18 protein-coding genes are annotated in these 24,275 nt (G+C 46.8%); 1 reads left to right on the top strand and 17 read right to left on the bottom strand.

Translation table 11 applies throughout. The features are described from left to right. Positions 1-67: 67 nt before the first annotated feature. From tssH to tagH, 16 genes are all read right to left on the bottom strand, one after another. Positions 68-2,680 (bottom strand): type VI secretion system ATPase TssH, encoded by a 2,613-nt coding sequence (gene tssH, locus MHM95_RS05680; protein ID WP_053910769.1) that lies wholly within the window; start codon positions 2,678-2,680, stop codon positions 68-70. 17 nt (positions 2,681-2,697) lie between these two features. After that, positions 2,698-3,681 carry a type VI secretion system baseplate subunit TssG gene (gene tssG, locus MHM95_RS05675; RefSeq protein ID WP_052698305.1) on the bottom strand — a complete coding sequence of 328 codons (984 nt, stop codon included), beginning with the start codon at positions 3,679-3,681 and terminating at the stop codon, positions 2,698-2,700. After that, the gene (gene tssF, locus MHM95_RS05670; RefSeq protein ID WP_138509742.1) at positions 3,678-5,504 is read right to left on the bottom strand and encodes a type VI secretion system baseplate subunit TssF; all 1,827 of its coding nucleotides are present in this window, start codon (positions 5,502-5,504) and stop codon (positions 3,678-3,680) included. The genes tssG and tssF overlap by 4 nt, the downstream gene beginning before the upstream one ends. Then, the gene (gene tssE / locus MHM95_RS05665) at positions 5,501-5,992 is read right to left on the bottom strand and encodes a type VI secretion system baseplate subunit TssE (RefSeq protein ID WP_045980635.1); all 492 of its coding nucleotides are present in this window, start codon (positions 5,990-5,992) and stop codon (positions 5,501-5,503) included. Before tssE ends, tssF begins: the two co-directional genes overlap by 4 nt. 11 nt (positions 5,993-6,003) lie before the next feature. Continuing rightward, positions 6,004-6,801 (bottom strand): type VI secretion system accessory protein TagJ, encoded by a 798-nt coding sequence (locus MHM95_RS05660; protein ID WP_022944425.1) that lies wholly within the window; start codon positions 6,799-6,801, stop codon positions 6,004-6,006. Positions 6,802-6,821: 20 nt separating this feature from the next. Next, positions 6,822-8,345: a type VI secretion system contractile sheath large subunit gene (gene tssC, locus MHM95_RS05655; RefSeq protein WP_239384623.1), complete on the bottom strand. Its 1,524-nt coding sequence runs from the start codon at positions 8,343-8,345 to the stop codon at positions 6,822-6,824. A 45-nt stretch (positions 8,346-8,390) separates the two neighbouring features. After that, positions 8,391-9,881, bottom strand: coding sequence for a type VI secretion system contractile sheath large subunit (gene tssC / locus MHM95_RS05650; protein WP_239384622.1), 1,491 nt, complete (start codon positions 9,879-9,881; stop codon positions 8,391-8,393). Further along, positions 9,881-10,381, bottom strand: a complete 501-nt coding sequence (gene tssB / locus MHM95_RS05645) for a type VI secretion system contractile sheath small subunit (protein ID WP_022944422.1) — start codon at positions 10,379-10,381, stop codon at positions 9,881-9,883. The genes tssC (MHM95_RS05650) and tssB overlap by 1 nt, the downstream gene beginning before the upstream one ends. A gap of 22 nt (positions 10,382-10,403) precedes the next feature. Further along, a complete protein-coding gene (gene tssA, locus MHM95_RS05640) occupies positions 10,404-11,537 on the bottom strand; it encodes a type VI secretion system protein TssA (protein ID WP_239384621.1) in 1,134 nt (377 codons plus the stop codon). A 124-nt stretch (positions 11,538-11,661) separates the two neighbouring features. Further along, entirely contained in the window at positions 11,662-12,438 is a 777-nt protein-coding gene (locus tag MHM95_RS05635) for a Stp1/IreP family PP2C-type Ser/Thr phosphatase (RefSeq protein WP_022944420.1), read from the bottom strand. After that, on the bottom strand, positions 12,435-13,157 hold the full coding sequence (gene tagF, locus MHM95_RS05630) for a type VI secretion system-associated protein TagF (RefSeq protein ID WP_022944419.1): 723 nt from the start codon (positions 13,155-13,157) through the stop codon (positions 12,435-12,437). The genes MHM95_RS05635 and tagF overlap by 4 nt, the downstream gene beginning before the upstream one ends. Then, the gene (tssM, locus tag MHM95_RS05625; RefSeq protein WP_053910763.1) at positions 13,139-16,660 is read right to left on the bottom strand and encodes a type VI secretion system membrane subunit TssM; all 3,522 of its coding nucleotides are present in this window, start codon (positions 16,658-16,660) and stop codon (positions 13,139-13,141) included. Before tssM ends, tagF begins: the two co-directional genes overlap by 19 nt. A gap of 17 nt (positions 16,661-16,677) precedes the next feature. Beyond that, positions 16,678-18,003, bottom strand: a complete 1,326-nt coding sequence (gene tssL, locus MHM95_RS05620; protein ID WP_022944417.1) for a type VI secretion system protein TssL, long form — start codon at positions 18,001-18,003, stop codon at positions 16,678-16,680. 23 nt (positions 18,004-18,026) lie between these two features. Then, on the bottom strand, positions 18,027-19,355 hold the full coding sequence (tssK, locus tag MHM95_RS05615) for a type VI secretion system baseplate subunit TssK (RefSeq protein ID WP_045980642.1): 1,329 nt from the start codon (positions 19,353-19,355) through the stop codon (positions 18,027-18,029). A gap of 22 nt (positions 19,356-19,377) precedes the next feature. Continuing rightward, a complete protein-coding gene (gene tssJ / locus MHM95_RS05610; RefSeq protein ID WP_045980643.1) occupies positions 19,378-19,839 on the bottom strand; it encodes a type VI secretion system lipoprotein TssJ in 462 nt (153 codons plus the stop codon). A 24-nt stretch (positions 19,840-19,863) separates the two neighbouring features. Next, positions 19,864-21,201, bottom strand: coding sequence for a type VI secretion system-associated FHA domain protein TagH (gene tagH / locus MHM95_RS05605; protein ID WP_239384620.1), 1,338 nt, complete (start codon positions 21,199-21,201; stop codon positions 19,864-19,866). 298 nt (positions 21,202-21,499) lie between these two features. Here tagH and MHM95_RS05600 point away from each other — a divergent pair, with 298 nt between their 5' ends. After that, positions 21,500-23,482 (top strand): serine/threonine-protein kinase, encoded by a 1,983-nt coding sequence (locus MHM95_RS05600; RefSeq protein WP_138548375.1) that lies wholly within the window; start codon positions 21,500-21,502, stop codon positions 23,480-23,482. Here the strand turns inward: MHM95_RS05600 and MHM95_RS05595 are convergent. After that, positions 23,477-24,202 (bottom strand): tetratricopeptide repeat protein, encoded by a 726-nt coding sequence (locus MHM95_RS05595; protein WP_022944412.1) that lies wholly within the window; start codon positions 24,200-24,202, stop codon positions 23,477-23,479. The two genes, MHM95_RS05600 and MHM95_RS05595, sit on opposite strands and share 6 nt — an antisense overlap. Positions 24,203-24,275: the final 73 nt, after the last annotated feature.

Raw genomic sequence — 24,275 nt, 5'->3', positions numbered from 1 at the left:
CTAACACAAGAATATAATTAATAAGAAATTATATTATTCTGATTTTTGCAATTCGATTTGAGGTGGGTTAAGCCACCTCAATCACTAACTCATCACCTTCGATAGTCAATGATACTGAATTAATGTCCTTTTTACTGGTCATGCTGTTGAGTAACTCTTCACTCAGTTTCGGCAATATTTCATTTTGTAGAATATTATGAATGTTCCTAGCACCTGAACCAGGCTCATGACAGCGTTGTACGATATAATCTGTAAGTTCTTTTTCGAAGCTAAACTCTGCGCCATAGTTTTTGGCGACGCGTTTTTCGACTTTCGCGAGCTGAATTTTGGCAATGTCGATGAGCATTTCATCAGTCAGAGGTACATAAGGAACAATGTTAATTCTTCCTAAGAAAGCTGGCTTAAACGCTTCTAGTAAATCATCACGTAGCGCCTTTTGCAGTCCTTTGATAGATGGGGCTGTTTCCGGATCGTCGAACAAGTTCATGGTGGTGTCAGTGCCGACGTTTGATGTCATGATGATAATGGTATTTTTAAAATCGATGTCACGGCCTTCACCGTCTTTGATCATCCCTTTATCAAACACTTGATAGAAAATATCCTGAACTCCAGGGTGTGCTTTTTCCATCTCATCAAGTAGTACCACACTGTATGGCTGGCGACGCACCGCCTCGGTCAAAATACCGCCTTCGCCATAGCCAACGTAGCCCGGCGGTGAGCCTAATAGCAATGACACTTTATGCTCTTCTTTGAACTCAGACATATTAATAACGGTGACGTTTTCTTCTGAGCCATATACTTCACTTGCTAGTGTAAGCGCTGTCTCTGTTTTACCTACCCCGCTTGGGCCGGTAAGCATGAAAATACCATTGGGGCGGTTCTCATCAGCAAGTTGCGCGCGTGATGTTTGAACGGTTTTAGCAATAAGGTCAAGCGCATGATCTTGGCCGACCACACGTTCTTTCATGCTGTCGGCTAAGTTAAGTACCGCATTGATCTCATCTTCATGCATTTTACCGACAGGAATACCTGTCCAATCAGCAATAACTTGGGCAATGAGAGCTTCATCGACCTGCCAGTGAACCATATTTTGCTCATATTCACTCAGGTTGGCCTTAATATCATTGAGCTCAGCAACGAGCGTCTCTTTATCCGCTTGTTCTTGCTGTAGTTCACTGAGAATTTCTCCAACACGGGCTATAGCTTGTTGCTCTTGCTGCCATTGCTCTTTGAGCGGGGCTAACTGCGCTTCGATATCCGTCTTTTGTTGTTCTAATTCGGAAATTTTAGCGCTATGGTCTAAGCCCGCATTCGCTTCGCGCGTCAACATGGCCATTTGATCATCAAGGCGCTGCACTTTGCGGTTTAAGTTTTCCACCGGGCCAGGCGTAGCAGCTTGGCTCATAGCAACGCGAGCACAGGCTGTGTCTAGCAAACCAACGGCTTTATCGGGGAGTTGGCGGCCACTTACATAGCGGTGCGATAGATTCACTGCACTTTCCAGTGCCTGTTCTGATATGAAGACGCTATGGTGGCTTTCCATGACGGGTACAAGTCCGCGCAACATGGCGATGGCTTTGCTTGGCTCAGGCTCATCGACTTTGACGACTTGGAAGCGTCGAGTTAGAGCGGCGTCTTTTTCAAAGAATTTCTTATACTCGGCCCATGTCGTTGCCGCAATCGTGCGCAACTCTCCGCGCGCTAATGCGGGCTTCAGCAAGTTGGCGGCATCATTTTGACCTGCCTGACCGCCACTGCCGATCATAGTGTGGGCTTCATCAATAAATAAAATGATGGGCTGCGCCGAGTTTTTCACTTCACTAATTAGTGACTTTAAGCGGTTTTCGAACTCACCTTTCATTCCTGCGCCAGCTTGAAGGAGCGCGAGATCCAGCGTATGAATACGCACATTCTTAATTGCTTCTGGCACATCTTGTTCGGCGATGCGAAGCGCAAGCCCTTCCACAACAGCAGTTTTACCCACACCTGCCTCACCAGTCAGAATAGGGTTATTTTGACGGCGACGTGTCAGGATATCGATCATTTGTCGAATTTCGTCATCACGCCCTAGAATAGGGTCAATCTTGCCAGACTTTGCTTGCGCAGTAAGATCAATGGTGAATTGATCTAAGCTTGGCGTCTTACCCGAAGCTTGCGTTGCCGGTTTGTCAGAATTTGATGTAGATGCAGCGAGCTGATTACTTTCATTTGATTGACCGGCCAATTCGGGCCACGCATGCAGTAATTGAGAAGGGTCAATTTTTTCCAGTTGCGGTGCATGACGCATTGTTAAAGAGCCAAGCGTGTCGTCTTTTACCAGCGTGTAAAGTAAATAAGCGCTGCGTATTTGCGTATCGTTAAACTCGATACTGGTGTTAAGCCAGGTTTGACGCAATAAAGAGATCACATGTGGTGATAAGCTGGGTGCAGACTCATTACCGGTTTTAAAGCTTTCCAAAGCTTGGTTTAGCTCGGCCATTAATCTGTCAGCATTAATACTGAAACTCGCCAATATGATACGCACATCATCGAGTTTTTTATCCAGCATGGCATGCAACCAGTGCTCAAGCTCCACAGTAAAGTGGCTGCGACTATGGCATAGCGCAGCCGCTGCTTCTAAGGAGCCTCGACATTCTGGCGAGAGCTTCTCTACGAGTTTATTGAGGGTCATAGATGACATAGGTGTTTTCCTTTTCCTTATTGTCCGCGTAATTGAATACAAACATCACGCGATAGTACCCGTTCCCGAGCGAGGGTTACGCCCCCATGGCCCAAGGCTGAAGACTGTTGTCCCAACCTCATAACAGGTAGGTTTTTTAATTGCGTTTTTACATTAATGTTAGCTTTGACCGCATAGCCTAAATAGCTATGGAGCATATCTTTGAGCAACCCATTTAACGGGCCTTGTGGTAACAGCGCGCGTGCTTTGGCTTTATCTTTACAATGGAAGGTAATATCAATAGCGCTATTTACATCCCATACGGATTTACCGGCCGCAGCCTCAGAGCCAAGGCGAGCAAATTGCCCTTCGGGGTTTTCTCTTGTCCCTAGGCGTGTCTGCTCTGATGACGCTAATGGTCGCCAGGTACCGACAAATTGTTTTACGTCGACATCAAGTTCTAAATAGTGAGTGAGCAAACGCTCTAGCTGTACCGCGCTGCGCACTCGGCGGCTAAATAAACCCGCCATATGCAAACGGTAAGGTGCATTGCCGCCACTGAGGTGACCTAATACGCGAGTAAATGGGTCAAAATGCTCACTATGCGTGGAGTAATTGATTGCTTGGCGATATTTCTCCCAGGCGCGGTAATACAAAGACACTAAGCGATGATTAAACATGTCGTAAAAGTCCACCATTGTGGTGTCTTTTTGCTTAATACGAGAAAGCACCAGTTCACTGTAGTGTTGGGGCAGCGCTCCGCTTGGGCCTGTGAGCCCCATAAAGGTCACATCTACTTGATGATATTGTCCGCCTTGTTCGCAAGCGACTGGTTTGACTTTAGCAACAGGGGAGCCGGGAAAGCCTAAGTGCTGTACAGACTTGAACCGCACTAACTCTTGGTTAGGTAAGGCATCAGCTCCTACTTTCTGACCACGACTTCCAGCACGGTTTTGCAACATAAACACCGCTTGATAGAAGTCAAATTGGCCGGGGGTTTTATATAAGCTATCGATACTCATAACAGCGGTACCTTACCCGAGCGAGGAGGCCAGCTATGATAAATACTGTCTTGATCCTTAAAACGTATCCGCAACTGAGTAAAACTATTAATGGCGGCAAATTGCGCGAAGAAATGATCTAACACCGAAGCAAAAAAGAACATTCCGCTGCCGGAGAAGTCATCCTTTGCAAAGGTCAACGTAATAGCGCTGCCACTGGCAAAACACGTACGCCCACCTTGCACAAGCCGCGCCGAGGTCATCTCAATATTAACACCATGGATATTGTCGATAAGCGCTTTCGATTCAGGTGCATTCTTAAAATCATACAGGCGTAACGTTTCTTTTAACTTGCGAAGCGCATCAGGGCCAGAGAAATAGTCCAAAGACAAGTGGGACACTAACTGCCACCGTGTAGCATCGCTAAGCTCAGGGCGAACTGCATGCGTGGGAGCAACTAAACAACGGACTTTCTTAATAATATCCGCACGCTCTGGTACGAGCATCTGCGGTTCATCACCGCCGAAAGGCAAATTGGCCGGTAAGTTGCGGTTACTACACAGTGCTTTTATCGTAACTAACCAACTTTCATGTTCGCTGTCTGGCTCAAAATGTTCAAACTCTCTATCAACCAAGCTGAAAAAGGTATCGGTGCCTTGCTCGGTAAATCCGCCAGCCCAATATGCAGACTCTCGGCGGATATGCCAAAAAAGTCGATCTTGATCGCGATAAGCCGGGTGAGTTTGCCCATAAAAAGGCGTTACCTGATAACTGTTATCTTTGTGGTCGTAGGCGTTGACTTCACCAACTTGAATCACTTCTGAGATATCCGCGTCCATATAGCGCGGTACCAGTTTGTACTCGTACTGGCTGAGTGAGACGCGAACAGGCTCTAGTTCCTGTTCAAACAGGTTAACAATAGGCGTGCAGCCGAGTTGAAAATGTTGCTTACCGAGTTGTTTCTCAAGCTCTTGAGAGCTTTCATCGAAGTAGATGTACAGATTACAGTTTGCTTTATCTTCAGGTAGAAACTGGTTGATATCCTCTAAGTCGAAGAATAGAAACTTCTCAGGGAAAATAAAGTTCTCTGCCAACAGGCGATAGCCGGTCGCTGATTTGTCGCTGTAGGGAATGGTGGCGTGTTGATCGCTAAAACCGACCTCTTGCAGGTGACGCGTTGAGAAGAATTTAGCTTCATGACCCTCAGCCTCAATGGCAAAGCCAATAGCACTTTTAAAGAGTAATTCATAAATGCTCAAACTATGGTGCCACTGACCATTAATATAAAATCGTAGCTTGTTTAATTCGGTTTCTTTAAGGCCGACCTCTTTGTATTCACCCTGTAGTTCAATTTTTACTACAGACTTGGCAGTGGTAGACCAAATTGGGCGCGGAGCACTAAAGGGGGCGTTGTTAAACTGTGCGTTATTAACTTCGACCGGCCATAAATAACTGTCGTAGCAGGTGCGAAAGTGACAGGTTTTCATGCCCTCAACATCAGACTCAACATCACTGTCGCGCGGTAGCACCACCCCGGTTGTTGAAAGGTTCTCAGTAGTCATCTTAATGACAGACATTGACGGGATAGGCGCTTGATAATCAGGGTAGAGTTGACCCATCAAGGCGTCAGTTAATTCTGGGAAGCTGTCGTCTAGTTTTTGCCTGATCTGTGCAGTCATAAATGCAAAAGACTCAACCAAGCGCGATACATGGGGGTCTTCAATCTGTTCTTCAGAAAGCTTTAAACGCCCGGCAATCTTTGGATATTTGTCGGCAAAGTCGGCCCCCATATGACGAATATAGGCCAGTTCACGATTATAATACTTTAGTAATTCGTCATTCATAAGCTGGTCTCTTGGACTGTCATTCCCAAATTAATCGGTTCCACTTCTGAGTCAAAACTAATGAGCTCTGGTTCTGGCTCTGCCCAAAGCAGCGCATTGATGCGCAAACGCATGATTCTATCCAGCGGCAAGTCATCTTCTAGGCAGCTCACTTCGACCTCAATAAAGCGAGGTTCGAAGCGTAAAATCGTGTCGCGCACTTTTTGGCACAGTAGCTCCCGGCCTTCGGTGCTGCTAACAGGCATGTTTGAAAAATCAGGCAAGCCGTAGGTCAACACTGAGGTGGCAAGCTCTTCATACTGTCTTGGCCACGTATGCCAATGGATCCGCGCGTTCAGCAACGCCTCTAAGTCTCGGCGCACACTAGCGCGCAGAGTCTTTAGATTAATTGCCATTCCACGGCTAGTGCTCAGCTGATTATCAGGCTCATCATCGATGAGTCTGTCTAAAATAGAAGCTTGTAGCTGATGGTCACTGCGAACGCGCATCGTTTATTCCTTTAGGCCGCTTGCTCAGATTGTTGAGCCACCGTGGTGATTTGATTAATAGCCACGGCTTCACCATCAACAAACCACATTTTCAGACCGCGACCTATGTACAGCTCGTCACCTAACTGTTGCCATTCTGTCGCTTGTCCCAAACGCTCGATTTCATTGTTATCACCACCGTAGATAGCAGGAATATGAGCTTCTCCGCTTGGGCCATCTTTAATATCAATTTCTACGCGTAACCAAAGATGCTCAACCAGTGACTCGGGTTGTTTAAACTCGATGCTGAGAATTTCTTCACTGCGAGCGAGGTAAAACTCGCCATTGGTGCCGAGCAGTTCGATGTAGTTATTCAGGCTATCATCAAGATCTCTAAAATCAGTACAAGGAGCGTCATTGATCGCTAGGGTAGGGTTGGCACGCTGCTCTTCGAGCTGTTTGGCTAGGCGCTGTGCAGTATCACTATCGCCTTCGTTTAAGGCGATACGTAGCTCCAAGAAAATAGCATCTAGGTCATCGTTATCATGAAATAGTTTTGGTGCAGCTTTGCCTTGATAGAAGTCTTGACGCGCTTGCTCAGCACGTACTAATTGACGCAAGTTCATAGCGCCAACAGCAAAATCAGGGTTTTTCTGAACCATGTAGTCAAGCTGTTTATCAGCGCGCTCAAGCTCATTGTTAAGGCAAAGCAACTCTATGAATTGGCTGCGTATATCAAAGTTCACGGGATCATCTTTCAACTGTTGCTCACAGTAGCTGATCGCTTCAAGTAGCTTGCCTTGTTGAATGTAATCGAATATTTCCTTCATAGTAATCCTGTCTATTTGCCTTATTCGTAGTGAGTGGGTGAGAGCTCGGTCACTAACTTGATGCTAGACACCATCTGGTCTAGCTGAAAGTGGGGCTGAAGCTGCATCACTGAGTAATAATGTCCAGGTTTGGCCTGGTGTTCCTTAACATTGACCCGGGCGCTCGAAAGCGGGTAACGGGAGCGCACTTCATCAGACGCAGAGTCTGATGCGGTGGTGTAATTATTTATCCACGACTGCAGGTCTCGCTCACAAGCTTGTGGAGTTGCATAAGAACCAATTCGGTCACGGCCCATCACCTTGATGTAGTGAGCAAAGCGCGAAACACATAAAATATATTGCATCATCGAGGACAGCTTGGCGTTAATACGTGCAGCAATACCATCGTAGTTTGCAGGTTGTTGAACGGAAGAGTTACTGAAAAACACCAAATTACCACTTTTATTCAGTGGCGAGAGAGGGATAAAACCGCTATCAGAGAGTGCTTTTTCGGCTCGGTCAGTGATCAATAAATCAACGGGAGGCTTCGGCTGTTTTTGGTACAAGTCAGTTTCAAACGGGCTCTGCGCCAAGTTTGTTACTACTCCTTGGTTTATTTGACCAGGCTGCATTCCGCGAATTTGTCCGAACCAACCAGAGCTACAAAATGCACGAATAAGTGTTGCTGCAAACGGATAAGCGGCATTACCCCAGAGATTATCCTCATCAGGGTTATTAACCACCTCACGAAATTTGAACCCCTCACTACGCTGACCATCCTCAACATAGGGAGCGCGCATCAATACACGGGGTACGGCAATTCCTAAAAATCGAGAATCATTCATATCACGCAATTTACGCCACTTGATATATTCGATTTGCTCGAACTGAGAGCTTAAGTCAACGTGAAAACCGAGCTCGGAAAAGTTATCGACACCAAACATATTCGCTTCTGCAGAGGTAATGAAAGGCGAGAAAGCAGCTGCGCACGTGCGCACTATCTCTTGCAGGGTATCGATGTCGTTGCCAGCGACGCCGGGTCGTGGCTTATGAGAAATACGATAATCTCCGATGATGACACCAAAAGGTTCACCGCCTGGATTATCATACTCGTTGGAGTAAATTTGTTTAAAGAAGTCGCTTTGATCGAAATCAATGGCTTTGCTGACATCTTTGGTCAAAGTTTGCCAACTGCAATTAAGTAGTTTGATTTTGACCTTACCATCCTTGTCGTATTGCTCGGCCTCTTCTGTGAGGTATTTGATATTACGCCAACTGGACTCAAGCGCTTGAAATTTGGGATGGTGAAGGATGATATTGAGCTGCTTTTGTAACAGCTCATCAATCAGTGCGATAGTGCGACTTAAGTAGGCAACTACTTTTTCATTATTGCGTTGAAGCGGAGCGTTAGGCGCATTCTCAAGCCATAAAAGCAAAGCATGAGTCGGATCTTTTTGGCGCACGAAGCGCTCCATAAAGACATCATTTGGCAGGCGTCGAGAAGCAGATTCCTGCTGCTGCTCGAACACATCCTGACTAACAAATGAAAACTCACCAGCACTCATTCACATCATCCTTTGCAAAAATACTGAGTTTGTATAGAGGAGGGCTTAGCCCACCTCTGGAATTTTTGCTACCAAACGTAAAGAGGTGGTTAACTCTTCCATTTGTAGCCATGGCTTGAGCCATGCCACAGCATTATAAGAACCTGGCGCCCCAGGAACTTCCTTAACACTGACTTTTGCATCAGCAAGTGGGTAACGAGCACGAATTTCCTGACCGCCCCCTTCTGAAGCATTGACATAGTTGAGGATCCAACGGTTTAACCACATTTCCACATCTTCTGCTTCCATGAAGCTACCAATTTTGTCGCGCGCCATGACTTTGAGGTAATGGGCAAAACGTGAGGTTGCCATCATATAAGGTAGACGAGCAGAAATTGCAGCATTCGCTGTGGCATCCGGGTTGTCATATATCTTTGGTTTTTGACAAGTTTGGCCGCCAAAGAACACAGCGTAGTCAGTGTTCTTATAGTGACACAGTGGTAAGAAGCCTAGTTTACTTAACTCAGCTTCACGACGGTCAGTAATGCCAATTTCTGTCGGGCACTTGAGATCTGGGTCGCCGTCATCGCTGGTGAAAATATGTGTAGGAAGGCCTTCAACTTTACCGCCACCTTCAGCACCGCGAATAGCTGTACAGAAGCCGTATTTTGAGAAGGCCTGAGTCATATTTGTTGCCATTGCATACGCAGCATTGGTCCAGCAATAATTATCATGCTCAGTATTACCAGAGCGAGAAGTCGATGGATCGACGTCAAATTCTTCGTAGCCAAACTCTTCAACTGGTTTAGTCGATTCGCCATAAGGTAGACGCGCTAGCACACGTGGCATGGTAAGCGTCACAAAACGTGAGTCATCACTGTCACGGAATGAGCGCCACTTGGTGTATTCTAGCGATTCAAATACTTTTTCAAGGTCGCGCGGTTTGCTTAATTCTGTCCATGAGTCAAAACCAAACAGTGAAGGTGATGACGCTGAAATAAATGGACAGAAGCCAGCAGCAGAGACGTTTGACATCAAGCTTAAAGTTTCGATGTCTTCTGGGTGGTTAGTAAACTCGTAGTCACCTACGATAGCACCATAGGGCTCACCACCTGGGGTACCAAATTCAGACTCGTAAATTTTCTTGAAGGTTTGCGACTGGTCAAATTCAACAGCTTTAGAGAGATCTTTATGCAGCTCTTTCTTCTTCAAGCTCATGACACGAATTTTGAGTGTGGCATTGGTCTCTGAGTTGCTCACTAAGTGGTGCAAACCACGCCAAGAGCCTTCAAGCTTTTGAAACTCATCATTGTGCATAATGGCCGACAACTGCTTAGAAATCGCTTCATCAATGACTTTAATTGCTTCATTAAAGGTGACAGTCAGGTTTTTATTCCACTGTACTGTGCCTTTTAGCGCTTCTTCAGTTAAGGTTTTGATAAGCTCCTGAGCGCGTGAGCTTTCAGTTTGCTTGGTAGCGCCAATTGCCTGCTCTAGCAGTGAAAAGCTTTGCTCTTCCACGCCTTCCTGTTGTTGTTCTTGAACGTCCGTGCTCATTATTCTTTCTCCTCAACGTCTAACTCTTTGGCAAGTTTGTCCAAGTTTTGAGTGTTGCTCAGCACGTCTTCTAGGATGTTTTCTAATTCCTCTGAGCGGTCAACCTTGGTCATTAAGTCACGTAACTTGTTACGTGTGTCCATAAGGTTACGCAGCGGGTCAACTTGGTTCACAATGGCTGCGGGTTCAAAGTCAGACAGCGATTTAAACTCTAGATCAACACCAATTTCGGAGCCATCATCGGCCAAAGTGTTATCAACTTTAAGACTCAACGTTGGGCTCATGCGCTTCAACACATCATTAAAGTTGTCGCGGTCAATTTGGATAAAACGGCGATCTTTTAATGGCTTTAGTGCCTCTTTATTGTGGCCGGAAAAATCACCGACAACACCAACAACAAAAGGGAGCTCTTTTTTGACCACTGCACCTTCAGTTTCGACATCATAGGTAATGTGGACGCGAGGCTTCCTTACTCTTTTCAACTTATCATGGATACTCATCGAGAACTCCTTTCAGATTATTCTAGGTTTCGCTATCTTCGACTTTGATGCCTGACAACTTGAAGTAACCTGTGCGTGCATCATTGTCAGATATCAGTTCGTTAAGTAGTTCCGGCAGTGTTAATTCACTCCAGCGGATTACTTGCTCTATGGTGTAAGACATGGGCGAATGAGGCTCTGTCTTACGAAAAAAATCGGATATTTTTTGCAGCTGTTTTATGGCGTCTTGGCGTGAGTTAATGCTCGCCTGAATAACGTCTTTGCTGCCGCTAGAAGTGCTCTGTTCTTCGCTATCGGCTGCGTCGCCATCGCTTGCTTGCTCATCATCAGCCGGTTCATCGACAGCATTTGCGGCTTCGATACGATCTCCAGCCAGGTGCTTGATAGCAGCTCTACATTGTTCGAGAGTCTTAGTGATGTAGCTGGTAGGTTGGGGCGAACCTACTTTCTCGTCCATGGCCTCACTTAGGTGCGTGAAAGCCTGTAAACAGTCATCAATCTCTTTATCAAGAGCAACAAAGTACTCGGTTGGAGTTTCTTTGACGGCGGTCGTGATTTGCTCTAGCGATACCGCACCTTCTTCAACTCGGCGCTCTCGCTTTTCTTCATCTAGACGCTCTAAATCAACAGCACGCTCATATTCCCATAACGAGAATGGACCTTGAGATACTCCTTCGGTCATGGCGATGCTCTTCAATGGGATGATGAGTGCGCCTTCACTGTCAATACCATTGAGACCGACAATCGGTGCTACACGCTCTTCAATGTCATCTTCATCAGGGGTGGGGTAGAGGGTATCCCAATATAATTCGATCAGCTGTGCGGCAAGTTCAAAGCCATGACTTAAACCGGCAAAACCATGTAAGCGACAAAGCCCTTCTATGTACCAAGCGACTAGCTCTAAGTCCTTACACTGTTGTGAAAGGACGTCGGGGATTTGTTCAAGTAAGGGTCGCCAATCTCGCGCAACAGCGATAATACTTTCATCGTCAATGAGGGCATTGCGCTCATTCGCGCGCAGCGTGTTACGTAAGTCTTTTAACGTGTAGTACGTTGACGTTGGCGATACATCCTCACGCGGGTCTACCCCGGTCGGCTGCTCGTCGCTGATAGCGTTAACAAGTGGTGATAAATCGAAAAGATCGGTCCCTGACATATACGCTCAAAATCCCTTGATTGCTTAACTTAGTTGCGTCTTATGCATGATAAATAATAAGTGTGCCTAAAACAAGGTTATATAGTATAAATGTGATTATTTATCTTTTGGCAATAGTTAAATATTAGAAGAGCGGTACGGTTTTGTCACCCTGATCGCACTGATTCGTCTCTTGTACATGATTTTCATTATTTTTCACTAAAATGCAGGTGACATTATCTTTCGCTCCTCGCACCAGCGCAGAGTGCATAAGTGCCATGCCGGCATCAATAATATTCAGTGGGGATAATGAACTCTCTATTTCGAGATCAGAGACTTCTCCAGTGAGCCCGTCACTACAGAGTAAGAATACATCTTTATCTTGTAACTTGCCTTGCATAACCTCTGGCTGTACTTCGGGGGCTACACCTACAGCGCGAGTAATAACATTCGACAGTGGGTGGACGGCAGCCTGTTCTTCGGTAATAACACCTTCATCGACTAGCTCATTCACTTGGCTGTGGTCACGTGTTTGCTGCTCGAGTCGGTCGCGACGCAATAGGTAGCCGCGACTATCGCCCACCCATACGAAGTAATAGCTTTGTTCGTGAAGAAATAGCACCACCGCTGTCGAGCCCATGGTTTTACCGTCCATATTTTCTTGGCTGTGCTGGTACAACTGAGTATTGGCATCCTCTAATGCCGCGATGATGACGTTACAATTGACGTTGCCACTACCCACACTATCGAGGTGGCGCTTTAACACATCAACAACCAGCTGACTGGCATAATCGCCAGCGGCGTGGCCGCCCATACCGTCGGCGACGACCCAAACATTGTGCTGTGGAAGCTCAACTAACGCATCCTCATTTATCTCTCGCACTACACCACGGTGGCTCTGCGCGTAACTGGTAATACTCATGCAGTTTCCCTGTCTAATTTTTGACTATGGTTCCAATCCCAGTGCTGCCATCGTCCATCAAGCATGGCGGAAAATTGGCTTATCGCCGGTAATCCGGGCGTAACCAGCAAGCAAGGCTCAACCAAGCAGGAACCATGTGTCCACCATAGACAATAGTTCGCATACCGTGAGCTCAGTAAATTGTGTAATAAGGTGTTAGCGTCCGCACTGGGAGCCAGCATGACGCTTAACGACTCTTTGCTAGGATCGCCAGAGCGCGTCAGCAAAAGCTCTTCAATGTCTGCTTTAGGTTGCTGATATTGCTCATTAACTGATTTAAACCAACTGGGCAAATCAACCGAATCCTCTAGCACATTGAGCACCGCATCTTCGTACTCTTGCGTTGCAAAGTCATTGTTGTAACAATCCAGCGGCTTACTATTGGTAATGGCAGCGACGGTAAACGGGAAGTGACGCCCAACCGCATCAACACTGGGAATAAACGAGCCACACATGGCATTAGCGCCACAGGCACCACTTGATAAGGCAAAGTGCCACACTGGGGAGGTGAGGTAACGCTCAGTCCACATATCACCAAGCTGCTCTTTACTTACCGCCACCACTGATTGTAACCACTCGTTCCAAGGTACCTGAAAACTACGCTCAAGTTGATGCGCAATAAAGTCCCCACGGGAGGGGACCTTTCCGCAATAGCCCATATTTACAGCTTGGTCGGACATCTGAAACTCTCTATGTTGGCACTCCAAAATGGGTGAATGGTGCTACTAGGTAGCAGTTGCACTTTAGCTTCGTTACCGCTTAAAGCGATATGTAACTGATGATCATCCTTAGTTTCTGGACGTTTCTGGCTCATATCGTCAAGCATTCTGAACAGTGACCATTCACCCGAGTAGGTGGTATTCGTTGAGCGCCCGCCCTCTGGTGGCGTAAACACGATGCGTGTTTCACTTTCTGCACTGTCCCCTGGCCAGGTCATATTGACTACACGCAGCGGCCCATGACGATAGTTAAGCGCTTGCCCGTCTATTTCTAAACGGAAGTTACTGACCTTTTTGTCCAGTGAGATAGGTTTCAACCCGAACTGTAGGCTGGGCTTATCACTGCCTCCGCTGAAAAATGCTTGGCGAATTTTCGAGGCCTGCTCAAACATCGCTAGGCTGCGTTGACTAACACCGATATCACGCTCAAAGCGCCACGGAGAGGTACTGGTATCAACATTAGCCGCGAGGTAGCGCTTGAAGAATTTATCCAATGTACCATCTGGGCCGAAGAAGCGGCTGAAATCACGCATCCGTACTTCTTGCGAAGAAATAGGGTTAAACGGATAGCGATCGGCAATGGCAACTCGGTACTCACGAACCACTTGCGAGCGCCAAATCTCATTTAAGTGCTGATTAGCGCTTGCCTTGGTAATGCGATCGGCATTGTGAGTCATGCCTTCTAGCCAGTTATCAAACGGGTAGGGCAGAGAGCGGCTTTGTGAGCGCAATGTCGCAATAAATTTCGGGTCGGTATTACTGGCGACCTTAGTTTTAAAGCTTAGCTTTTGCTGATCGCCATTGGCGAGCTTATCAAGATAGCGATTAAGGCTACGCAAGTTGGTTTGGATATCTTCTAGCGAATCCGGGTCAACCTCGAGGATTTTTGTAAAGGCTTGTTCCACTTCAGCCCCAGGGAGTTGCATCTCGATATCTGGCATTTCATTGGGCAGTAAGCGCTTTAATCGCGATGTCTTGCTTTGCATTGCCACATCGGCGGCATTAGCCGCTACAGCCGCAGCTGCTTTTTGGTTTTTTGACACCGGCATCTTGGTGAGCGCGACATTTTTTTGCACGGCAGCAAGAATATTCTTAATGGGTGCTTCTGGACCAGAAAGTATTTCTGTAACGCGCACACCTTCTTCTGTGGTGCTGTAAGGGCGCAGCGTTAAGTCATCTAAAAACTCTTCCCAGTAGTAGATATAGTCGCGGAAATAACGATACTCTAAGTCTTTCTCTATACGTGCTTTGGCATCGTCACCGACTTCACTGAGATTATCACCATACACCCAACTATCATGCAGTAAGTTGCTCAATAGTTTCTTTTTCTCAATGTTAAAAATGCCATGGAAACCACTGTGGGTATAGAGCCCCGGAATCCCTGTATTTATGTCGCGACCACTTTTAAAGCTAAACGCATACATACTGTTGTAGCTGATCACATCACTGAGTTTGAAGTCGGCCACGCTAGAGTCGATAAAGTCGGTCTTTAAGCGTTGGTAGGCGCGATCAACCAAGGGGAGTTTAGTCAGCTCTACACGGGCATTTTTAACCGCAGCAAGGTCTTGGTCGACACCTTCAAAGCCTTCAGCTAAGAGCGTTGCGATATGAGAGTTAAGAGCTTGTCGGTCGGCAATATATGCATCACCTGGCATCTCGCGTTCAATGTACGCGGCGAACCAAGCCTGAATATCCTCGGCCTTAAAGCGTTCTGGCATATACAGCATAAGATAAGCGCGTAAGGTCTCATACAGATACCCTAAGTGTTCTTTGTGCTCACTCATCTCTGTGGTCATCGCTTCGCCCATATAAGGCGCGAGGTGTGCGAATAGTGCCCGTTTATAGGCTTCAACCGATGGTTGTTTCAGATCGCTGCCTTTGTCATAGCCTACGGCTGATGGGTCTGCAAGCGGAATATGGTCGCTATATCCTGCAGGCAGATCACGCAGGCGGTTTAGCGCTTTTGTGAGAGTGAGTAAATCGGTTTGTCCGTTTAGCCCGCCAGCCGTGAGCAGCTGGTACTCATCAATAGCGCCTTGCGTTGACTTGATGAGTTCTTTGTTCCAAGAGTAGCTAAGATACCAGCTAATACTCAGCGCTAAAGTGGCACAAGCAGCGGTGGATATTGCACCAATACGCATCCACTTGTTCTGTTTATCGTGGTGGCGGTTAGTTGAGGCTAAGTTTTGCTCCGGAAAGACCACTTCCTCTAATAGTCGCTTAATGAAGAAGGCACGGCTACTTTCACCGCCTGTGTTAGCACTGTAACCTTTCTTGTGGGCCAATAAATCTTCCGGTACACCTTCTTGTGTCGCACTGGTTAGGTAAACGCCCCGTAAAATAGGCAGCTGCTCGTAGGCGTTAGGGGTAAAAATTTCCTTTAGGAAGGTGTCGGCGATGCCTTGCAGTACACGCAATTGACGAGGAAACTCAAAAATAATGCCACGACGTTTCGGGTCGCGCTCATGCATCAAGCGTTGGTTGAGCTTGGCTGCAAGGTTAGAAATAAGCGCATGGAATTCCCGGTTAAAGTGATTCACCGGTGCTTGTTCATTATCCGCCGTATTCAATTCAAAAGTGACACCTAGAACTTGTTCTGCTTCTTCTTCAGTTAAATACTCAAAGTATTCATTAAAGCCAGCAATCAAATCAGCTTTTGACAAAATAACGTATACAGGGAACGACATACCAAGCTGGTTTTGCAGTTCCTGCAAACGCTGTTTAATGGCGCGGGCGTGAAGATTTCGTTCGGTCTTAGTCTGGTGCATTAATTCGCTAATGCCCATGGAAATAACTACGCCGTTGATGGGGCGTAATGGTCTGTTTTTACGCAATAACCCTAAAAAACCTTGCCATGCACGAGCATCATGTCGGGCATGACTATCTTGTGTGGTATAGCGTCCAGCGGTATCAATGAGCACGGCTTTATTGGTGAACCACCAATCACAGTTGCGAGTACCGCCAACCCCTTGGATCATGTCGATACCCATGGATTCACGCAGTGGGTAATCAAGGCCTGAGTTGTTAATAGCAGTGGTTTTACCTGAACCCGGTGGACCAATCATAATATACCAAGGCAGCTGGTATACATTTTGGTTTTTGTATAGCTTTGCGGTTTTCAGCGTATCAATGGCATCACTCATACGCTTTTTCAGTGTGTCGATTTCCTCGTTCACATCACTGTTGGCGTCGGCATCTCCATCAATGAGCTCATTGGCCATTTGTTCATTGCGTTTGTTCTGTTTGACTCGTTTCGACCAAGTCACTAGCAACCACACGACGACAATGGATAAAATTAACACTAACCGCCATGCTGCTGAAGCCAAAGGAACGGCACCGGCGATGGCAATGAGTGGGCCGCCAAACCATATCAATAAGGCAAGCGCTAAAAAGCCCAAAGTTGTTACTACAACTCGAGATTTAAGTTTGTACGAGAGCAGCCTCGCTTTTTCTTTGATAGACATAATCTCTTCCTTGAAATTTAAAACAGCAGATCAATTTCAATACGGCGGTTTTTGGCTCGCTGTGCGGCGGTATCATTACTTTCAACTGGTTCCGCTTCGCCACGCCCCTCTGGCCATAAGCGGCCACTTAACGACGCATTTTGCGCCATTGCGTTGGCAACTTGCGTTGCTCGCGCCAATGATAAGTGCCAATTAGAGGGATATTCAGGCGTTGAAATCGGCGTGTTGTCGGTATGGCCGGTGATCAGCACTTTACCTTGTGTGCCTTCAAGGGCACGGGCAATTTTAGCAATAATCGGCTTCATATCAGCACGAACAATATTACTGCCGGAATCAAACAGCGACTCACTGGATATACGAATACGTACACGGTCAGATTGTGACGTAACACTGAGCACGCCACGTTGAATTTCTGTCTGCAACAACTGGTTCAGCACACTGGCTTCCATGCTATCACCAGTGGTTTGTTCGCCTAATTGATAGGGAACTAAGGCATCAAGCTCTGTGAAAACATTATCGGAGTAACGATTCAGTTGGTACGAAAAAAGGGTGTAAACCACCAGGGCGAGGGCAGCAAATAAGGTTAATATAACCCAGAGTGGAAATTGCTGGCGTAGCTCTAGGCCGTTAGCAATGCGTTTGCGCCAATTAATCGATAATTGGCTTGAACCAGTGCCACGGATCAGGCTTATCTCGCGATACAACTTATCACGGTAATCATCGACCGCAGATTGTCCCTGTGCACTGACACGATACTTGCCTTGGAACCCAAGATTCAAACAATAATATTGTAGTTCGAGTAGGTCGATATTATGACTCGACTGGCGCAGTGCCTCATCAAGTAAAGTGAAGAAGTACTCACCACCAAAGGTTTCTTTATGAAAGATGGATAGGAGACTTTCATTCACCCACACACTTTCGCTGCCCCACGGCGTATTGAGCACGGTCTCATCCAACAGCGCGCATACGCAATATCGTGCAGACTCAATAAGCTGGCTATCGAGGTGCTCGTTACGCAAAGACTGTTCAAAATTCTTAACAGCATCAATGCTTTGTTGTTTAAGCTTATCGACATCATCGCAATGACTCATGCGATTGATTGCCACTGTCAGCGAAAAAATATCAGCACCGTAATCGACTAGCTTGGACTGAAAAATAGGTGCGTTCCCTTGCACTCGAGCAACAGGCTTTGACTGGTTCACATTGACTACAGTTTTATCCCCGCTAGAGGTGTCTGCACTAGCCGCTGCGCCAGAAGCACCAGCACCTGCAGGAGCTGGCTCGCCATTATTTTGTGCCAGTCCTCTTCTTCCTGGACGGGGCTTTAAAATCGTCTTGTCCATGATGATTGTATCCTGTTGGTTAGTTATCCCTTAACGGCCCAAAGTGCCACTTGTAGTTCGGGGTAGTTGCCAGAAATATGCAGTGCAATACCACCACTACTGCTTAACTTAAGCCAGTGCTCATTACCTTTTTCCAGCTGGAAGTAATGGTAGCCAGCATGGTAGGGCACCTGCCTAGGTGCGACAGGCAAGGTCGCAAGAGTAATTCCTGGGATTTGGTTATTCACTAAGTCGCGGATTGTCTCGACGCTACCTATTTTCGTCTGTGCGGGTAGGCGCTGACGCACTTCTTCGTTAGGTAGGTTCGCTTTTACAGCCAGTATAAAGTGAGCATTATCAAGCAATGACTTATCATTAATTGCGCCAAAATAAATACCAAACTTGCTTTTCTCAAGGGGTATTTCCAGTGCAGTTTGTTCAAGTACTTGGCTCAGCGTTTGGTTGATTAATACCATTAAATTGCCAAACACAGCAGTCAGCTCACTGTGGTTGTAATGGGGCAGCTCGGGAACTCGTTTATCACGGGTACTGAAGGTACTGAGCTCACCGACTAATTCAATCACCCGGTTATAAAGCATAAATGGATGTAACATATCCATATTTTCAAAGTTACTAAACACCGGTTGGTACTTGTTTAGCACTTGCAGCATCATAAAGTCAGCCACCGAAGTGGAACCTGCTTGCCCTTGAGTTAACCGCGCAGAAAGCGCTTCCGCACGCTGCTTAATCATGCCATGAATTTCGCGTACCACGCTGGTTAATGGCGCAACCGCTTTGGCATTCAAGGTAGGAGCAATAAACTTGCTATCAAGTTTAATGTTGCCCTCGTCGGATACTTCGATTACCCGTGCGATAGGCAAACAAATATAACCAGCTCGGTCATCGTTATGGCGTTTAAGTTGGCTGTGCAGTGCGGCAATTTGCACTGATTCCTGAGCATCGCTGCCTAAGCTTACATCGGCACAGGTGTGGTCAGCAAAACGGTATCGGGTGATCATACCGTCACCATCAGCGCTGATATTTGTGCCATTGGTTTTATCACTGGCAATCGCCAAATAGATAACTTCGTCCCGTACTTCGCTGGTTAACGACAGTGCTTGTGGTAGCGGGTCGATCGTAGGCATATCAACGGCGGTGCCATCAGCTAGGGTGGCGGTCAGTTTGCTTAAACGAACTTGCCCTAAAGGTAGCAAGGATTGGTCTATTTCCAACGACACAGTCCCCCACGGGTAGTGGTGGACATGCTGGCTGCTGTGGTTGATCGCACGACGAATGCTGCGCTCAGCTTGCTGAAAATGTTGGGGACGTAAGAACATCCCCTCGGTCCATGCGATTGCGCTGTGGTCGCTCATGTAAATTCCCTCTTAGTGCTGTTTAGTCTTTGGCGTAAACAGCAATTTCCTCAACATTAACAGTTACATCATCATAGCCAGTTGGATCGGCCGCTAACACTGCACGCCAACGAGCTTGGTCAATATCGCGATAGGCTACAACAAAGCCGACATAGCGCGTATTTCTATCTAGCGACATCGGGTACTCAAGTTTGCTTCCAGGTTGCAGCTCTAACTCGTCCTTTTTTAACAGATCAGGGCCCAACACCGACTCAGGATCTTCATAAAGGGTGAAGAAATCTTGATTATCAAATACTGTCCGTGAACTCAGCTCAAAGATTTTAACCACAACAGGTGAAGGACGTTGATTAATATCTGGGTTGATATCAGCCGCGACATTAAAGGTGACGTCGGTGGAGGGCGGTACTATCTTATTCACCGCAGTACACGCACTCAGTGCTAAGGTAAAAATTACGACCAATACGGACAATAATTTGTTGTTCATGTTGTTTCCTCTAGGATAACTAATCTAAAGCGTTTTTAATTTACTATCGTAAGCTTTAACAAAATCATCAGCGAGCGCGCCACTGCCTTTGCGCTCAATTTCACTTTCCATGTCTTGGTGCATAGCGCTAAATAAACGCCAGCTTTTCGCTTCTAATTGATAGGGTAAAACCTTTTTCAGACCGCCTTGTTCGTTTGCTTGGCTTTTCAGGCGATCTGGTGAAAGTGTATCGAGTAATCCTTCAATGGCCCCCACGGTCCCGGCCATCATTGCCGTATCGTGGTCGCGAGTGTCTTTAAACGCCTCGGCAATAGCTTGCTCAGCATTTAAAAAGCTGGCGCTATTTCGGGTGTATAAGTTCTGGATTACATCTTCTAAAGTTGCTGAAAACTTCAGTGGATTATTTTGTTGTGCTTGGAACATAGTGTGATTCAAGCGCAGTTGTTGTTTCACCGAGGAGCGTTGTCTAAGTGATTCAACTAAGCCCAACAATAGAAGTCGTAAACTCTCCCCCATCTGTTGCCACGTTTGTGCGTTGTTTAATTCATTCGCAAGCTGCGCGTCAACTTGCAAACCTTGCAAAAAAGCAGCTGCCAATTCACCTTGCCCTGCAGCTGCTGGAGCTGGCTGCGGCGTAGCCGAAGCTTGTGGTGCAGCTTGCTGTGGCGCCTTTGGCTCTGGGGTCGGAGCGATGCTATGTTGCGTTTGCGCTGTTGGTGCCGGCGTAGGAGCAGGAGCTGGTTGTGGCTCTGGCTGAGGCGCAGGCTGACTTGCAGGGGACGCGCTCTCAGGTTGGCCGAATGCTAAGTCCAACCCCCAGTCTTCGGGAATGGTTTCGGCTGCGGATTGAGAGCCGGTTGCTGGGGCGCTCGCTGGTGTTTCTAGACCGGGCATCTGGAAAGATTGGTCAAGTTCGTTTGCGGATTGCATCTGCGTTGCAAACAAATCATCGTTATTCGTGCTCGAAGCAGGTGCAGCTTGCTGCGCAGGTATACTCGGCTGCGATGGTTGAGCTACTGGTGCGTTTTGTGCGGCGACGGCGCTTTGCGCCAGTTTAAATTCGATTTCATAATCGCCAATACTGAGCACATCACCGTCTTGCAATGCTTGTTGATTGCCTTTGCCTACAGGAGTCACACTGTGGTTAACAAATAGGCCGTTTGTTGATAAATCATGAACAACGAAGTTCGACCCAGAGCGCTCAATACGGCCATGGGTGCTGGAAATTATTTTCTCAGGATCTGGCAAGTGCCAGTCGCACTCCTGTGAACGACCAAATACCAAGCTATCTTGGGTAGTCTTTGATGTTTCTATTTCAGGGGATAGGCGGTGGTAGCTGATAACGTTAAAGGTCGCTTCCATTTGCTTTACTCTATTCCATAAGACGACGTTAATAGCTCACGAGGATAAATATTAAGTTAGATTTTGTCAATAAAAGTGACGGTATCTAATAGCGCTACATTTACTCCGGTGTGGCATAAGTTCAAGTAACCATTGTAGTGGTCTTAAGAGATTGTGGTGGTTTTTGCAATTATACTGATGGTTATACTATTGAACCGTATAAAAGGTCATTTAAACCGCAATCTGTTATAGCCTTTTATTTAATAATCTAATATATTAACGCTCAGTGAATGGATGAACGCATTAAAGGACAGCCAATATGGATGACAAGCCGCAAAATGCAAGCGAGCAAGATAAAACGCAAATCGCTGGTATCGCAAACTCAGGTAACGCCCCACAAAAGAATGCTCAAAGTGCCAACCTTCAGGGTTTGAAATTAGGTGCACGGTATCTGCTGGAGGAACTTGTCGGCCAAGGTGGTATGAGTGATATCTACCGCGCCAAAGACCTACACCTCTCAACCAGTGATGGCGAACATCACGTCGTTATTAAAGTGTTACAATCTCAGTTTGCAGAATCAGAGCAAGCATTGGCGCTGTTGAAAAAAGAAGCCCAGCGCTGTCAGCAATTATCGCATCCAAATATTGTCCGCGTTTATGATTGTGCAAGCGTGGCCGGGATTCACTACATCGTTATGGAGTGGATTGAGGGCGAGACACTTGAGCAAATTATCAAGCGTTCACGGCCAACGGGCATGAAATTTGCCAACGCCAAACCCATTCTCACGCAAATGATTGATGCGCTAATTTATGCGCACGCCCACGGTGTTGTGCACACCGACCTGAAGCCTTCCAATGTTATGGTCACCAGCCAAGGTGACGTAAAAATTCTAGATTTTGGTGTTGCTCGCGCCCATCGCGGCGATGATATTTACGCTTATCAAGGCGCTCAGGCAGAAGATGGTGTTGCCGGGTACACTCCAGCTTACGCCAGCGCATCGCAATTAGATGGCCAAGAGCCGACACCGCAAGATGATATTTTTTCGTTCGCGTGTATCGCCTATGAACTTATCTCGAGTAACCACCCTTATGACCGGGTTGCCGCCAATGAGGTGCCAGCGACTTATACTCTGAAAAAGCCAGCGTCGATGCCGATGCTACGTTGGGGCGCGCTGAAAAAAGCATTATCAATTTCGCAGCCAGGGTTTAAGAGCTTTAGCGAACTCAAGTCGAAATTATTGACAGTTAACCACATGCCGGCAGTGGCTGCGGTGGCAACTGTGGCTGTAGTTGCAGGGTTAGGGTTTACTTATCATACCCAAGCGCAAAGTGATTACGCTTTGTTGCAAGCTAAATACGACAATGCTGTTGCCAAAAATGAGCAACTTAACCAGTGGATGGGATGGGGGCCAAGTAACCTATTCAGTAAATTAGGTGAAATTCCGCCACAGTACCAAGTACTAAAACAAGGCTTGGTGGTTAAAAACCAGCCCCAGTTACTGGCACAGTTGGAGCAACAAGCGAAGTTAGCAGGCCAGAATAAAGAGCAAGAATACAAGAACTTCACTGCAATTATTAACGTGTACGATCAAGCCAAACCTCGTTTCCCTGACTCACTAGCGTTGGCTGAACTTATTCAAGATACGCGAACAGAGCAGCAATCGGTGCTCGATGGTGTGGTTGAAAAAATTGACTTGTTATTGAGTCAAGGACGTCTAACCGAGGGCGGTGACAACTCTTTGGTTAAGCTTTCTGAAGATCTAGCCTTCATTGCCCCTGAATTTGATTATCAACCGATGGAAGCTGGGGTCACTTTATACCTTGAGCAATACCAAGCAGCCGTTGAAGCAGACGACGTTGCGACTTTAGATACCTTAGCCGAAGTCGGTGAGGCCGTATTTGCGCAAAATCAGCAGATTGCGCAATTATTGCAACAAGGTGAAGCGAAACGCGAAGCCATGACGGTGCTAGCACAGTACTTCAATAAACGTGAGAGTAACCCGGATACACCGTATCCTTACGAGGCTGCCACGGCGTATTACCAAGATCAGTTTGATGCTTGGGAAGTATCTATTACTAATATGGATGACCATAAAGAGCTAATTGCTCTGGAAGAAGAAGTGAACACGTTGGCAGAAAAAGTGCCAGAAGATTTTCAGCCCATGGTAAAACTGAAGAAATCGCTCGCTTCTGCATATTTGTCGAAAGCGCATGCATTAATGCAAAAGCGCATGTATCGTACAGCGCAGAAGCTAATAGAGCGAAGTGACTCGATTAACAAGTCACTCTCAGCTTACTTATAGGCGACGACCTTCTCCTGCATAACGGCCGGCGAGGATCTTTTCATAGATGTCGTCGGCCTTTTGCTTTGCCCGTTCAATTTCTTCAGGCTGCAATTTTTTCTCGTCGAGTTTGCGGCTGGTACTGGCATCGTCATTGCCATTGTATTCCGCGATGGTGTTCCAGATATAAGACTTTTCGATACTTTTAGCTACACCTAGGCCTTCGTAGTACATTAGCGCAAGGTTAAACTGAGCCAAGGTATAATTTTGCGCTGCCGCTTTACGATACCAATCGATTGCGCTTTGGTAATCTTTAATAACGCCTTCGCCATTGGTGTACATAACGCCAAGGTTAAATTGCGCAGCAGCCAGCCCTTTTTCGGCAGCCCCTTTGAATAAACTGACCGCTCGTTGCAAGTCTAGCTTTACTCCTCGGCCTTCTTGGTACATGACCGCCAAGGAAAACATCGCGTCTGCATAGTCTTTATCCACGGCCTGCTGATATAGCTGAGCAGCCTTACGTTGATTCTTCGCTACACCGTGGCCGCTTTCGTACATTTGTGCCAGTTGATAGATTCCAGGGGCATAGCCCATGTCTGCTAAATATTGAAACTCGCTGAGGGCGGTTTCAAAATCTCCCACATTGGCCGCAGCAATGCCTTCTTCTAACCCCGCATGTGCTGCGGGCGCGAGTGCAAGTGCACTGCTCAGTGTCAGTGCGCATAGTGTGTATCGCAACATCTGTGTTCTCCGCGTATGGCTCGTATCTTTATGATTCTAGCCTGTTTATTGGTATGGGTCCAAAGCTTAGCCA

Source organism: Pseudoalteromonas sp. CnMc7-15 (assembly GCF_022347925.1).
In the GTDB taxonomy this organism is placed as follows: domain Bacteria; phylum Pseudomonadota; class Gammaproteobacteria; order Enterobacterales; family Alteromonadaceae; genus Pseudoalteromonas; species Pseudoalteromonas ruthenica.
This window is presented reverse-complemented; position numbering and strand designations above follow the sequence as displayed.

Excerpts from the sequence above, each read along its gene's own strand:
- tssH (WP_053910769.1), bottom strand. The coding sequence starts at position 2,680 with ATGTCATCTATGACCCTCAATAAACTCGTAGAGAAGCTCTCGCCAGAA.
- tssG (WP_052698305.1), bottom strand. The coding sequence starts at position 3,681 with ATGAGTATCGATAGCTTATATAAAACCCCCGGCCAATTTGACTTCTAT.
- tssF (WP_138509742.1), bottom strand. The coding sequence starts at position 5,504 with ATGAATGACGAATTACTAAAGTATTATAATCGTGAACTGGCCTATATT.
- tssE (WP_045980635.1), bottom strand. The coding sequence starts at position 5,992 with ATGCGCGTTCGCAGTGACCATCAGCTACAAGCTTCTATTTTAGACAGA.
- MHM95_RS05660 (WP_022944425.1), bottom strand. The coding sequence starts at position 6,801 with ATGAAGGAAATATTCGATTACATTCAACAAGGCAAGCTACTTGAAGCG.
- tssC (WP_239384623.1), bottom strand. The coding sequence starts at position 8,345 with ATGAGTGCTGGTGAGTTTTCATTTGTTAGTCAGGATGTGTTCGAGCAG.
- tssC (WP_239384622.1), bottom strand. The coding sequence starts at position 9,881 with ATGAGCACGGACGTTCAAGAACAACAACAGGAAGGCGTGGAAGAGCAA.
- tssB (WP_022944422.1), bottom strand. The coding sequence starts at position 10,381 with ATGAGTATCCATGATAAGTTGAAAAGAGTAAGGAAGCCTCGCGTCCAC.
- tssA (WP_239384621.1), bottom strand. The coding sequence starts at position 11,537 with ATGTCAGGGACCGATCTTTTCGATTTATCACCACTTGTTAACGCTATC.
- MHM95_RS05635 (WP_022944420.1), bottom strand. The coding sequence starts at position 12,438 with ATGAGTATTACCAGTTACGCGCAGAGCCACCGTGGTGTAGTGCGAGAG.
- tagF (WP_022944419.1), bottom strand. The coding sequence starts at position 13,157 with ATGTCCGACCAAGCTGTAAATATGGGCTATTGCGGAAAGGTCCCCTCC.
- tssM (WP_053910763.1), bottom strand. The coding sequence starts at position 16,660 with ATGTCTATCAAAGAAAAAGCGAGGCTGCTCTCGTACAAACTTAAATCT.
- tssL (WP_022944417.1), bottom strand. The coding sequence starts at position 18,003 with ATGGACAAGACGATTTTAAAGCCCCGTCCAGGAAGAAGAGGACTGGCA.
- tssK (WP_045980642.1), bottom strand. The coding sequence starts at position 19,355 with ATGAGCGACCACAGCGCAATCGCATGGACCGAGGGGATGTTCTTACGT.
- tssJ (WP_045980643.1), bottom strand. The coding sequence starts at position 19,839 with ATGAACAACAAATTATTGTCCGTATTGGTCGTAATTTTTACCTTAGCA.
- tagH (WP_239384620.1), bottom strand. The coding sequence starts at position 21,201 with ATGGAAGCGACCTTTAACGTTATCAGCTACCACCGCCTATCCCCTGAA.
- MHM95_RS05600 (WP_138548375.1), top strand. The coding sequence starts at position 21,500 with ATGGATGACAAGCCGCAAAATGCAAGCGAGCAAGATAAAACGCAAATC.
- MHM95_RS05595 (WP_022944412.1), bottom strand. The coding sequence starts at position 24,202 with ATGTTGCGATACACACTATGCGCACTGACACTGAGCAGTGCACTTGCA.